The following is a 13,193-nucleotide window of genomic DNA, read 5'->3' on the forward strand; positions in this document are numbered from 1 at the left end:
GGTCGTCACATGTGTACGGAGGCGGGTCGATCTGGACGTTGGCGTTCCGCTATCGGATGCGCTCCCGCAGCAAAGAGGCCATCACGGCCATTCGGAGGAACACCGAGTCGGATGCCTGCTGGAAATAAAGGCTGTTGTCAAGATTGTCGGTGTCCGGGTGCAGCTCGTCTGATCGCGGCCCGGGGTGAAGGATGAGCGCCTTGGACTGCGTCGCCTCAATCTTCTCCGCGGTCAGGCGAAATCGCTCGGGAGTGGCGAAGGCTTGCTTCGCGAGGGATCGCGGGTCCGCCTCCAGACTCGGGACCTCGACGGGCATCATCTCGATGACGTCGGATTCTTCGAGTAGCTCTTCGACCGTTGACCGGAACTCGAAGCAAATACGCTGCTGGACCAGCACCCTTTCGATATCGCCAGGCAGGGTGGTGTGCACGAAATCTGATCGGCCGACGTGACTGAACGCGAAGACCGGCGGTACGAGGAATAGCACCTTCCCGACGTGCATCCCAGCAAGCAGAAGCAGGAGCGAGCGGAACACCCGGGTTGATGGGTCGCCGATGAGGCCAATGACTGCACCGCGGATGGTGCCGAGGCGTCGCTTCATCAACCAAACGTCGCTTAGCGCCTGGGTAGGGTGCTCGTTCGAGCCGTCTCCTCCGTTGATCATTGGAACTGCGCAGACAGAGGCTGCCCGGCGGGCCGCACCGTGGACGTAGTGCCGGATCACGGCGATGTCGCAGAGGTTGCCGACAACGCGCGCGGTGTCCTCGAGGGATTCAGCGGTGTAGTCAACGGATCGGCTGGTTGCCGGGTCCGCGAAGCCGAGGACGCGGGCCCCGAGCCGGAGAGCGGCCGCCTCGAACCCGAGTCGCGTTCGAGTGCTTGGCTGGAAGAACAGGACACCAAGGACGGCATGCGGGAAGAGCTGCCGGCTCTCTCGCACGGGCATCGTGCTGTACTCATCAGCCTCTTGCAGCACACGGTCTACCTGCTCGAGCATCAGGTCACGGACCGAAACCAGATGACGGGGAAAGCTGCCGTCGCTGTCGTCAAATGTCATTACGGTGGCACCCTTCCGGATCGGAGCCTCGGGAGGATGGGTAGCGCCCCGGCGCGATCAAATGGTTGGGGTCCAAGGTGGATTTCAGACGGTGCAGAAGATCCGACTGAGACTGGTCTCGACGGAGATCGGGCACTTGCCTCATATGGTCGATATCGACGCGATACGGCAGAAAGCCGTTCACCGGGAAAGCCTCATAGAGCAAGTCTAGAGCTTGGTGTGCACCTGCAGTGTTTTCCGCCGTCCGCAGGAATCGGATGGTCACCACCAGGTCGACCAGTTCGGTTGTGATCCCGTTGATAGTCATGCCGCAATCGACACCGGTCTCGGCCGTGACTCGGTCGAGGAGCTTGCGCGCACGACTGACGGCTTCTCCCGTGAAGGGCAACATGGGCAGGAAGAACAGCCAGCCTTGATCGCTGTCCTGGTCGACCCGTGCCGCAGGAACGCCAAGGGATGCCTCCAGCATGGCGTCATTGCGACCGGGGTCCCCCGCGTACGCGTGCAGTACAGCATCTGCGACAACGTCGCTCACAGTATCTGCAGGGCGCAGGCATCGGAAGTCGTACAGGCTCCCGGAGGCCCGGACCGCGTCCTCAATGTCAGCCAGTGCCGCGCCAACGACGCGCGAAGTCCCGTTGGTACAGATGTACGCCGTGTACTGGCGCTCGCTCCTGCCTCCGTAGGCGGTGACTGCGGCCGGAGAGTAGACCTTCAGTACACCCTGTGCCAAGCCGCGGGTGTAGATGCGGCGCAGTTCGTCGACCGCAACTTCGAGGTTCTCTTGGGTGAAGTGCAGTGACGAGATACGTATGACTTCGGGACGATGGATCAGTTGCACGGCGGCGGCCGTGACGACACCGAGGTTCGACTGGAGAAATAGGGGCAGCAGTCCAGGACCCAGGCCGTGCGCGTACGGCGTGGAATTGCCGTCCCCAGGCCAGGCGCCCACGTGGACGAGTGTGCCATCGGCGAGCACCACCTCGAGACCGATGATGTCTTCGGTGCGTTGGCGACGCAGGCCGACACCGCGTTCCATAGCATTGCCGACGACGCTGGTATGAGCCGACGACGCCGTGACGTTCAGCATCCATGGGGTGCCTTCGAGTCTCTTTGCGAGGGCTCCTTGGGTCACCCCCGGCTCTACGACGGCGACGCCCGTGGTGGCGTCCAGAAGCCGGATTGCGTCCATCTTGCCGAGCTCGAGCACAGCTGAGCCATCGTCCACGGGTTCGGAGGAACCCAACCCCCAGTTGCGACCTGTACTCAGGGGATACACGCTGAGACCGGGTGCTTCTGAGGGCATGCACCGGATGATGCTCTGGACCTGCGCCGTTGACGAGGGGCGCAACCGCGCCGGAAATGTGCGTGAGCGGAAGGAGCTGACATTGCTCCCGCCGTGGCGGGCAGTTGATTCGTGGGTTGGTTCGACAACATCGATGGCAAGCGGGCCCCGGCACTGGGATAGCCAGCGGCTTACGAGGTCATGGTTCATCGTTCTAACCCGATTCCGGGAGGGGATGGTGGTATCTGGCGTGGACCAAAACCGGTGAGGAGCTGGGCCCGCGCCGGCTCCGGCAGCTCAGCATGCGGGTGGGTGTAGAAGACTCGACCCACGAAAATCCGAGGAAGTAATGCGCTGACGCGGTGCTATGCCTGTCAGGAGATAGACAGTGATCCCGGAGATCGTGCGATCGCTGCGGCCCCTGCATCAGGGTGCTTCACCAACTGAACCCGCCCCCAACTCGTAGCCAGTGGTTAAGTTGATTATCAAAGCAATAGGGAGGCTCGGAAGCAAGTGCGATTACGCATGACCTAGATCACTATGGATTACGAATTCAGTCCAGAGTGCGATCTGCCTGGAGCGATGCGAACCCGCAAATCGCGTGCGGAAGAGGTGCTGCATGGTCGGATCAAAAAGATGTCGACACCGCCCTGTCGAGGGCACGTCCTGCCATGCTTCCGCCCACGCGTGCGCCACGACACGTCGACCACGATGCACTCTTGCCGTACGGGCTGGTGACAATGCTCAGGCGGTTCGGTTCACGGGGCCGGCGATTTCCGCCGCCGCGCGAAGCTCCGGGCAAAGCCCGACAGCGACTCCGATTACATCGTCAGCCAACGCCACGACCAGGTTCAGGTACTCATCCGTGTCGCCGCGCGACACACACAGCAAGTTGACGAGTCGGTCGCTGATGTCTACACCGATCACTTTCTCCCGGGAGCGGAGGAGCTTAAGATGCCATCTTTTGCGTGGGTTCGTCTCACCTGCCGAGGCCAGGAGCATTGCCAAGAGTTCCTCCAAGGATTCCCGCAACATCCACTGCGTGGTCTCCGCATCGCCGTCCGGCGCGTAGGTCAAGGCAGATCGCAGCCTTGCCCTGTGCCTCAGCAGGAACAAGACCGCTAGATAGCAGTGCAGGCGGTCGACCCGCAGGTTCTCCTGCCAGGCCTGGGCGATCGATGAGTTGAGCAATCCGTACCCCCCGCGCAGTTCATGCAGGAGCACGCGAGCTTCCTCCCCTAGGCGGGGGAGTCGCGCCAATGCCGCTGGCTCGTAGAGCGCCTCGTCGAACCTCAACGTGGTGGCAGCGATCGCCTGGAGAGCACCTGAGGAGTACAGACGAACTCGTGCTGGCCGGTCGGGCCCGAGGAGATACGTTGCCGACGGTGCCAATGGTGCGCCGGAGTCGACTCCGTTATCGCCGATACCGATCAGAAACAAGTCGAGCACGGTATTCCGGTTAGCTAGCCCTTCATTGACTGAGCCGACCAGTAACAGAGTATCCGACGGACGAATCGGGGGCAGGAGGAGCCTCAGCTCATCTAGCCCCATCCCCCATGAAGCCAGGAATTCCAGAACAGCCGGCCTTGCCGTCGAGACCGATAGAGATCCCATGCCCCTCCCTCTGTGATGCACTAAGTCGACAAATCACTAACTAGCCGATCCGGAAACCTGGCCAGATAGCGTACGCGCCAAAGATGACCTAAAATCGACTGCGGTCGGCATTCGACTCACGCCGACCAGAATGAATGTTGGACCTGCAGGATGACCTTTATGTGGCGATCCACGATCCATGTTGGGGTTGTGTGGCCTTGTCCGCCAAAGGCTATGGCGGAATGAACCTTCAACCTCGCCGTTTCAGTTGGCGTAAGACCAGTTGCTGGCCGTGAACGCGAAAGTGTCTTCCGAGCTGGGACGATGAACCTTGTCGAGGGGTTCTGTCGGTCCAGGTGGAAGGCACTTTCTGCGTCCAGGGGCGGTCAGCCGGTGGCGCGCTCCGCGCGGGTCGGGCACCTCGGCCAGCCGCTCCAGCGAACCGGTGAACTCCCCGTCCCCGGCCTCGTGACGATCATGAAGTTGGTCAAGGGTCGCCGGGATCGGCGATGATACGCGGGCAGGCACGGTTTTCCAGTCGGCTCACGGGGTGTAGAGAACTCTATGATTTTGGAAGCCGTGCCTGCTCTCGTCTTGAACCCCCACATCCGGTCGCCAGAACGACACAAACCGGATGTCACACGACCACGCCGAAGCCTTGCCGGGCCGATGCGGACAGTGCGCCGGTTTTAAGGGACTCCGTCGCTGTCGAGAGCGCTTACAAGTTCCCCCATAGCGGATCAGGGGTGCCGCGCGCACGATCAAATCAGCTGGCGGTCTCGGTTCCGCCGAGTCCCCTGATTGCACGCCATTTCGTAAATGACGCCGACATGCGTATGGACTGGCGCGAGCCTTTCTGGCTCCGCAACAGCGGAACTTCCCACGGCAGTCGGCTTCGGAATTCTGTATCGAACTCACGAACGATTGCCATTGTGGCCTCGGCGGTCTCCCGTCCGGCTCCGGCGGCCGATGGCATACATCGATATGCCGCCGCGATGGCGGAAGGGTCGCCGGCCAGCCGCAGCCTTCTCTCCGCCTCGGGGACAGCGTCCGAGATACCCATTCCGCGGTAGCCGCACTCGACCAGCGCCTCAAGTGTCGCGGTGCAGACTGCGACGCAGGTTGGCCAGTCCTCCGCAGCGTGTGCTGCAGCCATGTCCGCGATGCCGGATTGCACGGCGAACCCGTAGTGCCAGGTCATCTCAGCACCGCGAGTCAGCAACCAGTCGAAGTCCGTACCCTCTGCCCAGGCGTCCTCCGCCTGTGACGTGTCCTTCATCGGGTCAGTGCCTCTCCAAGTGCGTGCGATTCGATGGCGATGTCCGCCTCTGCGTGACGAAGTGCAGCCAGGACACGGGGGGCTCCGAGGTGGGCTACGGCCTCACCGACGGTGCCGTCCACCGACCAGGCCTCAGGACGCATGCGGCCATGACGGTTCAGGAACCACGTGCCGCCAGCCATGGAGACCTGTCGCCCGTCCGGAGCCGGAGCCACGCGCGTGAGTTGCCAGGCGTCGACGGCCCGTAGCCCGCATCGCGTCGCGAGCTGCTGGAACGACGCCTCATCATGCGCCGCGACCGGATCCTCGAGGCCCAGTCGGCGGGCTCGTGCCGGAAGCCACTTCCTGTTGGTCGTCACATCGCCGGCCGCACGGCAGCGTAGTTCGAGCAGCCTCGTCGAGGCGTCTCCCCACAAGTACGCGGAGGTAGGGGCCGGCGCTGACGCGGCGTCGGCTAGCCGCGCGCAGGAGATAGCTATCAGCAGGTCGTCGAAGGACCTGCGCACGAGTAGGGGAAGCAGGACAGCTGCTTCCTCCTTCGAGAAGAGGGGGGGCTGCCCTCTGTGGAGCGGGGCCGCGTGCAGCCAGCGGGCCAGGACGGGCCACCCAGCGACCGGCTCGGGTGGTTCACCGAGGTACACCGCGCCGACGCCTGGGTCGCCGAGAGTAAGGTGTCGTATTTGTTCGAGTATCTGAGACGGCCATGTCTCCGGGAAGCACTTCATATCCACCACAACGCCATGCACGAAGTGCATGTACGGGCCCATCTCCGCAGAAATTCCTCCCCGGATGATGTGGATGTCGACATCGCTTCCAGCGTTTCCCAATCCCGAGGCAAGTGACCCCACCACGTACGCCGTTCCTGTACCCAGTTCCCGTGCAGCGGCCGCTTGTATATCCTCGAGGGAAAGACCGACGACATCCAGGCAGGTTTGCGTATCGACTCCGAAAGGGGTCCGTGGATAGGCGTGCTCTGTGGCTAGGGGTACGGTCGACGTGTCCGAAGGGATGTTCACTTACCCTCCCCGGGGGTGGCTGGTATTCGAAGTAGACGTACCGCAGCGGCGATGGAGGCGGCACTGGTGAAGATGTCACGGGTGAGCATCTCGTCAGGGAACTCGATGTCGAACGTTTCCTCCACTGCTACCATAACGGCCACGCTCGCGAGTGAGTCCATCCCCATATCCCACAAATCTGAGTCGGATACCAGCGTTACGGCCTGCCTGCCGTCACCCACAGGAATGTGTGGACTAATCACAGCCAGAATATCTTCGTTCTGAATCACTGGATTACTCGAATTCATCGACTTGCCGCTTTGATTGTCGCTCGTCGCAGCTTGGTGGCATATGTCCGGTTCATCTAATTTCACCGACGCCCCTTCCGCTTTCTCCTGGCAATGCGAGATTCACCCCTCGGTCGGCGAACGTAAGTGAAGTGCGTCTGTAGTGGTAGGGGTTGAGTGGTTTTAGGTGAGCCGTCGCCGGGGCGCGGGTGGCGCCCTGGCGGTGGGGGAATAGGCGACACCATGCGTAGGTGGGGCGCAAATGTGACTACTGGGCTGAACTGGAGGTTTGCGCGCCGGCGCCCCTGCTGGGCGTCTCGCGGCAACTGTCGAGCCGTTCTCTGGCCTGTCCTAAAAGGGGCGCTCGTCTGTCCTGAAAAGAGTGCTCGGTGCACGTGAGGTGTGGTGACGAACCCCCGCTGCTTCTTGGTCCAGACCAAGAGATCTTTACTGAAGAGCAAATGCCCGTCAAGGTGTTTGTGATGCAGGACACACTCGCTGGCCGTGGCCTTTTGAGGGCCGTCGCGAGTGGCCTCGATTTGGTCTAGACATGATCCCGGAAGGGTGGTTACGTTGGCGGCGCCTCGATCGCTGCGTTGAGGATCGATTGCGTCTATCCATGAAAAATGAACTGGGTGCTCCTTCCTTGCGAAAAGAGATGAGCGTGCTGCTGTCCGTGGCCCCGTGGGTCGGTTGTGTAATTTTTGACAGCATCGAGCCGAGTCGCTACTGAATTATTCAATTTTGGAAATGGAAGAGGCAGACGAATGCGTGCCGCGATAGTCGCGCTCGAGGAATCGCAGTCCTTGAGGGGGGAACGACTCACGAGTTCCGTAGATACCGTCGCTCACACGGCGGCTCGTCACGCACAGGATGTTGATGCGAGGGCTCGCCTACCTGTGGAGGCGATCGGGGCATTGAGGGAACAAAACCTGTTGGCGGCCGTTGCGCCGCGGGACCTTGGCGGCCCTGGATTGAGCGTCCATGAGTTGGCTGGCATTGCCAGGAAGGTCGCTCGTAGCTGTGGCTCGACTGCAATGGTATGGGCCATGCATCAGGGACAACTGGCCAGTCTTTGCCGGCATCACGGCGGCATTCCCGCACTTGTCGGACTTGCGCGGACCGCCGTAGCGGACCAGTGGCTGATCGCGTCCGCAACGAGTGAACCTGCCAGCGGTGGGGACATCCGTAAGAGCGCGGCAGCTCTCGTCGCCTCTTCCGGCAGCCCTGGCTCGGTCACCCTCTCCAAAGATGCCACCACGGTGTCCTACGGAGCGGCGGCGGACCTGCTTCAAGTGACCGCTCGTCGGAATCCCGACGTGGTGGCGAACGACCAGGTTCTTGTCGCTGTGCTCCAGGAGCAGGCAGCTCTTGCGCAGAGAGGTACATGGTCCCCGCTCGGTATGAGAGGGACAAGTAGCCCCGGATTTCTACTCACTGCGACGATCCCAGAGCGGCAGGTCTTCAGTGACCCGTTTGCGGATATCGCCAGTGTCACCATGGTGCCGCTCACGCACACCCTTTGGGCCGCACTGTGGCTCGGACTCGCCACTGAAGCCGTCAGCAGGGCTGTCAAGGTGTCCCGTCGACGGGCGGCTGGCAACAATGGCGGGGGCGCCGCACAGTCGGCGCTTGGCGAGGCACGGTGGCGCCTCGCCTCACTCGAAGCCCTGCTCGCAGATATGACCGTGCGCACACAGGAGTTTCTGGACGAAGGCGCCCAGCCCACGGCGAGCCAGAGCGTTCGCACCAATGCGCTCAAGGTGGCTGCGTCTGAGACCGCACTGGAGATTGCCCACCTGAGCCTGCGGGTGTGCGGCATGGCGGGCTACTCCGAGGAGGGTCCGTTCTCCGTGGCGCGCATCATCCGCGATCTGTCGTCCGCTCCCATCATGATCAACAACAGTCAACTTTTGGACAGCACGGCACAGTTGATGCTGATGGAACGGCAGCACGACTGGTGAGCGGACGGTAGGACCGACCATGATCTCCGTTTCCCGCCCTCATGAGCTTCTCGACTCCGGGATATACGTCTACCTGCAAGAGATCCTGGGCCTCAATCTCCACGTCAAGTGCGAAGGCTTCAACTTCGCCGGCTCCGTCAAACTCCGCGCCGCACGAAGGCTCATTGAGCAGGCCCGGCTCGACGGGCACCTGCGGCCGGACTCGGTGTTAGTCGAATCGTCGTCCGGGAATCTGGGCGTCGCGCTCGCCATGGTGGCGGCCAGCACCGGACTGCGCTTCGTCTGCGTGACCGATCCACGGTGCACGACGCTCAACCTCGGCCTGATGAAGGCCCTCGGCGCCGAAGTGGTGGTGGTGGAACGGGCCGAGCCCGACGGTGGCTTCCTGGCCGCCCGCAAGGGGCGCGTAAGGCAGCTGTGCGCGGCCGATCCGCGGTACCTCTGGCTCGACCAGTACACCAACCCGGCGAACTGCTTGGCCCACTACGAGTCGACGGCCCCCGTCATCGCGAAGCACTTTCCCGGTCTCGACGTGCTCTTCGTGGGGACGGGAACGGGCGGCACCGCCACGGGTTGCGCACGGTATTTCAAGGACTACGCCCCCGGTGTCCGGGTCGTCGCCGTGGACACGGTGGGATCCGTCAACTTCGGCGGCCCCGCGGGCGGACGCCGGATTCCCGGTCTCGGCGCGAGTCAACCGATGCCGCTGGTCGAGCCGTCCCTGTACGCCGGTGTGCAAATGGTCGAGGAGGAAGACACCGTACGCATGTGCCGCAGGCTCGCGGAGCGCGGTCTGCTCCTCGGCGGTTCCTCCGGCACCGTCGTCCACGGCGCCCGGAACTGGCTGGCCCTCAACGATCCCCACCAGGAGCTGACCGCCGTGGCTATCGCGCCGGACCTCGGAGAACGCTATGTCGACACCATCTACGACGACACCTGGCTGACCGCCCACCACCCCAGCGTCCGCTGACCCGCCATTCACCCGCCCAGGCACGGAGAGAACAAGATCGCCCATGGAAGCTCAGCGGCCCCTGCCCACGTTCAGCGTCGTCTCCGGAGCCACAGTCCATTCGGTCGTGGACGGCCGACACAAGGAGATCATGGATCTCGTCGAGCAGACCTATCGTCTGCATGGCGACGGGAGAACCACCAACCCGCCCTCCTACTTCCTCCGCTTCCCTGACCGCCCGAGAGACCGCATCATCGCGCTTCCGGCCGCCCTCGGCGGCGAGGAGCCGGTCAGCGGACTCAAATGGATATCCAGCTTTCCCGGCAACCTCGACTCGGGCATCCCTCGCGCGTCCGCCGTCCTGATCCTCAACGACGCGGCCACCGGATACCCCTTCGCCTGCCTGGAGAGTTCCATCATCAGCGCCGCCCGGACCGCTGCCTCCGCCGCTGTGGCTGCGCGGTCGCTGAGCCTCTCACGGAGGAGGCCGATGCGGGTCGGCTTCATCGGCGTCGGCCTGATCGCCCGCTACGTCCACGAGTACCTCGCGGCGACGGAGCTGGAGTTCGCCGGGATCGGCGTGTACGACCTGGAGCGGCCGTATGCCGAGGCCCGCGCCGCCCAGCTCCGAGCCACCCACGGCGACGTGACCGTCCATGACACGGCCGAGCAGCTCATCAGAGGCTCGGACGTCGTGGTGCTCGCCACGACCGCAGGGGAGCCGTATCTCCACGATCCCGCGTGGTTCGCGCACCATCCGCTCGTACTCAACGTGTCGCTGCGCGATCTGGACCCGGCCGTCATCCTGGACAGCGTCAATATCGTCGACGACGTCGAGCACGTTCTCCAGGCCGACACCTCGGTCCACCTGACCGAACAGCGCACCGGGGGCCGCGATTTCCTGCACGGCACCCTGCGCGACGTACTGACCGGGCGGTTCGACGTCCCGGACGACCGCACCGTGGTGTTCTCCCCGTTCGGGCTCGGAGTGCTCGACCTGGCCCTCGGGTACTTCGTCCACCGGCAGGCGGTGGAGCGCGGACTCGCCACGGATGTCCCGGGCTTCTTCCACGACACCGACAGGATCAACCCCCCGCGGAGCGACGCCCCCCGCCTGCCGGCGCCCGCGCCGCTGCGACCCTTGGCACTCGCCCCCGGCGCCCGCGACCGGGCCGCCCTGCGGTCCCGGTCCAACCCGGTCCCCGTGGACACGGCCGGGCGTATCTTCGACGCGGTCAGGGCGCGGGCGCAGGACCAGCCCGAGCGGGTCGCCTTCGTCGAGGACGAGGACACCGTCGCGTACGGCCCGCTCTTCGAGCGGGTCCTGGAGATACGCGCGTCGCTGGCCGACCAGGGGTGCAGTGCGGGAGATGTCGTCGCCTGCACTGGCACCCGGAGCTCGGACACCGCGGCGCTATTCATCGCGCTGGAGGACCTCGGTGCGATCTACCTGCCGGTGGACCCGGCGTGGCCCGCCGCACGGGTCGCGGACGTCATGAGGCGCAGCAGCGCCAGCTTCGTCGTCGAGTACGGCCGTCGAGCCCCGGGCGGGCAACTCTCCGTGCGCGCCCACGGCCCGGACGGCGAACCGGTGGTGGTGCCCGGGCGAGGGGAGGGCGACCCGCGGTACGTCATCTTCACGTCCGGCAGCACCGGACGCCCCAAGGGGGCGGTGGTCGACCAGACGGGCCTGATGAACCACCTCTGGGCCAAGGTGAACGACCTCGGGCTGACCGCCGACGACAGCGTGGCCTTCACCGCGCCCTTGGCCTTCGATATCTCCGTCTGGCAGATGCTGGCGCCCCTGCTGGTGGGGGGCAGGGTGGTGGTCCTCCCGGACGATGCCATGCTGTTCCCGCGCCGCATCGTCCGCACCCTGGAGAGTAGGGAAGTCACTGTCGCGGAGGTTGTCCCCACCCTTATTACTGCCCTCGTCCAGGAGGCGGGACGGAGTAAGGCACCAACACCTCTGCCCATATTGCGGTGGCTCATCTCCACCGGCGAGGAGCTGGTACCGAGCCTCGCGGAACGCGTTCTCACCGTGTTGCCCCACGCTCGGCTGCTGAACGCCTACGGGCCCACCGAGTGCTCCGACGACGTGACCCACCACATGGTCACCGAGGCCGACCTGGGGCGTAACCGGCTGCCCGTCGGACAGCCCGTCGCCAACGCCACGCTGTACGTCCTGGTGCACGATGCCGAGACCGGCACCTGGGACGCGGCCGAGCCGGGCCGGGCGGGCGAGCTCTTCGTGGGAGGCCGCCCGGTCGGCCACGGATACGTGGGCGACGCCACCGCCACATCCGGCGCCTTCTTCCGCGACACCCTCGACCCCACATCGCCCACCGGACGGCTGTACCGCACCGGGGACCTCGCCCGGATAGACGAGGACGGCGTGCACTACCTGGGCCGCACCGACCGGCAGGTCAAGGTGGGGGGCGTCCGGATCGAACTCGGTGAGATCGAGGCCGTGCTCAGTCGGCACGCGCGGGTGGAGAGCTGCGCGGTCTCGGTCTTCGCCGACACCGGGCGTCCCGAACTCGTGGCCCACTACGTGGCACCCGAGGAGCTGCCGGCCGACGATCTGCAGAACCACCTGTCCACGACATTGCCCGCGGACATGGTGCCCAAGCGATGGGTGCGCCTGGCCGCCCTGCCCCTGACGGGCAGCGGGAAGGTCGATCACCGGTCGCTCCCGGGGAGGAAGGACAGTGTTGAGGCCTCGTGACCCCTCCGCCCTCACTCGCGCGCGCCCGCATTGCCGACCGGAGGCTCAGCGCTTCGGGTTGCCGCTGAGATCGACCAGCGCCTGGACTACCCGGGAGCACCCCTGCCCGTCGATCTTCGAAGCCCCTCGCCGGCCGAGTTCGGCACGTTCTGCCGCGTGGGTGAGTAGGCGGCGCAGGTCGGCGACGCCTTCGTCCAGGGTGGTGCCGCTCGCGCGCAGCCCTTCGAGGCTTCCCAGGCCGACGACCAGGCCGGCGTCGACGACCGCCTCGTAGGCCAGCTGCTGGGAGCCGGTCACAGTCACCACCGCGACGGCGCAACCGATGCAGAGCAGATCGAGTACGGAACTGCCCGCCGCCGTGACGACGAGGTCCGCGGTGCGGGCGAGTTCCGGCAGTTGCCCGACGGGCTCGATGACTCGGACCCGCTGGGTCGGTCGCGTCGGCAACGCCTCGACGGCGCCCACGAGTTCAGGTGTGGCGGCCACGGCGGTCAGCCGCAGGGGCGCCTCGGTCGCGAGCAGGGCCCGAACAGCCACCGGGACCCCGCCGTACGGGTCGGTGGCACCGAAGAAGCAGAGCACATGCGCGGGCTCGGCGGGGTCGGCCACAGGCCGGCCCAGCTGGTTCCTGGCGGCGAGGACGGCGCCGCGGATAAGGGCGTGGCGGTACCCGCCGAGCCGACGAGCCCCCTCAGGAAAGTTGGTTGCGATGACGTGTCCACCCGGGGACTGGTCGACGTACAGGTCGGCCTCCTGGGTCCGGGCGGTTCCGTCGACGACAGCGGCGACCACGATCCCGGCCGCACGAAGCGCCCTGGAGCACTCCGGGGCCAGCGTGTGCGAGTCCAGGACCACCGAGTCGAGCCCCATGTTCCGCGCGACTGCAACCAGTTCGTTCGGATCGTCGGGACCGGGCAGCACCGGCAACTCCTGCTCGGCCAGATGCGAACGGAGCCAGGCCGGACTCGCTACATCGCCGAGCAGGAACACCTCTGCGCCCTGGCGCCGCAGCTCCTCGAAGAGGGCGAGACAACGCATCACATGCCCCCCGCCGAT

Annotated in this window: 10 protein-coding genes; 3 read left to right on the forward strand and 7 right to left on the reverse strand. The window is 65.0% G+C overall.

From position 1 onward, the window contains the following. Positions 1-49: 49 nt before the first annotated feature. From HET64_RS06935 to HET64_RS39615, 6 genes are all read right to left on the reverse strand, one after another. Positions 50-1,057 carry an aspartate carbamoyltransferase gene (locus tag HET64_RS06935; RefSeq protein ID WP_215103161.1) on the reverse strand — a complete coding sequence of 336 codons (1,008 nt, stop codon included), beginning with the start codon at positions 1,055-1,057 and terminating at the stop codon, positions 50-52. Continuing rightward, positions 1,047-2,552 (reverse strand): FAD-binding oxidoreductase, encoded by a 1,506-nt coding sequence (locus HET64_RS06940; RefSeq protein WP_215103162.1) that lies wholly within the window; start codon positions 2,550-2,552, stop codon positions 1,047-1,049. Before HET64_RS06940 ends, HET64_RS06935 begins: the two co-directional genes overlap by 11 nt. 534 nt (positions 2,553-3,086) lie before the next feature. Beyond that, positions 3,087-3,956, reverse strand: a complete 870-nt coding sequence (locus HET64_RS06945) for a hypothetical protein (protein ID WP_215103163.1) — start codon at positions 3,954-3,956, stop codon at positions 3,087-3,089. 745 nt (positions 3,957-4,701) lie between these two features. Then, entirely contained in the window at positions 4,702-5,214 is a 513-nt protein-coding gene (locus HET64_RS06950) for a hypothetical protein (RefSeq protein WP_215103164.1), read from the reverse strand. Beyond that, positions 5,211-6,230, reverse strand: coding sequence for a hypothetical protein (locus HET64_RS06955; protein ID WP_215103165.1), 1,020 nt, complete (start codon positions 6,228-6,230; stop codon positions 5,211-5,213). Before HET64_RS06955 ends, HET64_RS06950 begins: the two co-directional genes overlap by 4 nt. Beyond that, complete coding sequence (locus tag HET64_RS39615; RefSeq protein ID WP_215103166.1) at positions 6,227-6,583, reverse strand: phosphopantetheine-binding protein; 357 nt, start codon at positions 6,581-6,583, stop codon at positions 6,227-6,229. The genes HET64_RS06955 and HET64_RS39615 overlap by 4 nt, the downstream gene beginning before the upstream one ends. A gap of 680 nt (positions 6,584-7,263) precedes the next feature. On the opposite strand from HET64_RS39615, the gene HET64_RS06965 reads away from it, so the two are divergent. From HET64_RS06965 to sbnB, 3 genes are read left to right on the forward strand one after another with little or no spacing between them, the layout of a single operon-like run. After that, positions 7,264-8,460 carry an acyl-CoA dehydrogenase family protein gene (locus HET64_RS06965; RefSeq protein ID WP_215103167.1) on the forward strand — a complete coding sequence of 399 codons (1,197 nt, stop codon included), beginning with the start codon at positions 7,264-7,266 and terminating at the stop codon, positions 8,458-8,460. Positions 8,461-8,479: 19 nt separating this feature from the next. After that, complete coding sequence (gene sbnA, locus HET64_RS06970) at positions 8,480-9,430, forward strand: 2,3-diaminopropionate biosynthesis protein SbnA (RefSeq protein WP_215103168.1); 951 nt, start codon at positions 8,480-8,482, stop codon at positions 9,428-9,430. A gap of 43 nt (positions 9,431-9,473) precedes the next feature. After that, positions 9,474-12,137, forward strand: coding sequence for a 2,3-diaminopropionate biosynthesis protein SbnB (sbnB, locus tag HET64_RS39825; protein ID WP_308369875.1), 2,664 nt, complete (start codon positions 9,474-9,476; stop codon positions 12,135-12,137). 45 nt (positions 12,138-12,182) lie between these two features. Here the strand turns inward: sbnB and HET64_RS06985 are convergent, their stop codons facing one another. Further along, entirely contained in the window at positions 12,183-13,175 is a 993-nt protein-coding gene (locus HET64_RS06985; RefSeq protein ID WP_215103169.1) for a hypothetical protein, read from the reverse strand. Positions 13,176-13,193 lie beyond the last annotated feature (18 nt).

The sequence above is a fragment of the Streptomyces sp. McG3 genome (assembly GCF_018619185.1).
Classification (GTDB): domain Bacteria; phylum Actinomycetota; class Actinomycetes; order Streptomycetales; family Streptomycetaceae; genus Streptomyces.

Excerpts from the sequence above, each read along its gene's own strand:
- HET64_RS06935 (WP_215103161.1), bottom strand. The coding sequence starts at position 1,057 with ATGACATTTGACGACAGCGACGGCAGCTTTCCCCGTCATCTGGTTTCG.
- HET64_RS06940 (WP_215103162.1), bottom strand. The coding sequence starts at position 2,552 with ATGAACCATGACCTCGTAAGCCGCTGGCTATCCCAGTGCCGGGGCCCG.
- HET64_RS06945 (WP_215103163.1), bottom strand. The coding sequence starts at position 3,956 with ATGGGATCTCTATCGGTCTCGACGGCAAGGCCGGCTGTTCTGGAATTC.
- HET64_RS06950 (WP_215103164.1), bottom strand. The coding sequence starts at position 5,214 with ATGAAGGACACGTCACAGGCGGAGGACGCCTGGGCAGAGGGTACGGAC.
- HET64_RS06965 (WP_215103167.1), top strand. The coding sequence starts at position 7,264 with ATGCGTGCCGCGATAGTCGCGCTCGAGGAATCGCAGTCCTTGAGGGGG.
- sbnA (WP_215103168.1), top strand. The coding sequence starts at position 8,480 with ATGATCTCCGTTTCCCGCCCTCATGAGCTTCTCGACTCCGGGATATAC.
- sbnB (WP_308369875.1), top strand. The coding sequence starts at position 9,474 with ATGGAAGCTCAGCGGCCCCTGCCCACGTTCAGCGTCGTCTCCGGAGCC.
- HET64_RS06985 (WP_215103169.1), bottom strand. The coding sequence starts at position 13,175 with ATGCGTTGTCTCGCCCTCTTCGAGGAGCTGCGGCGCCAGGGCGCAGAG.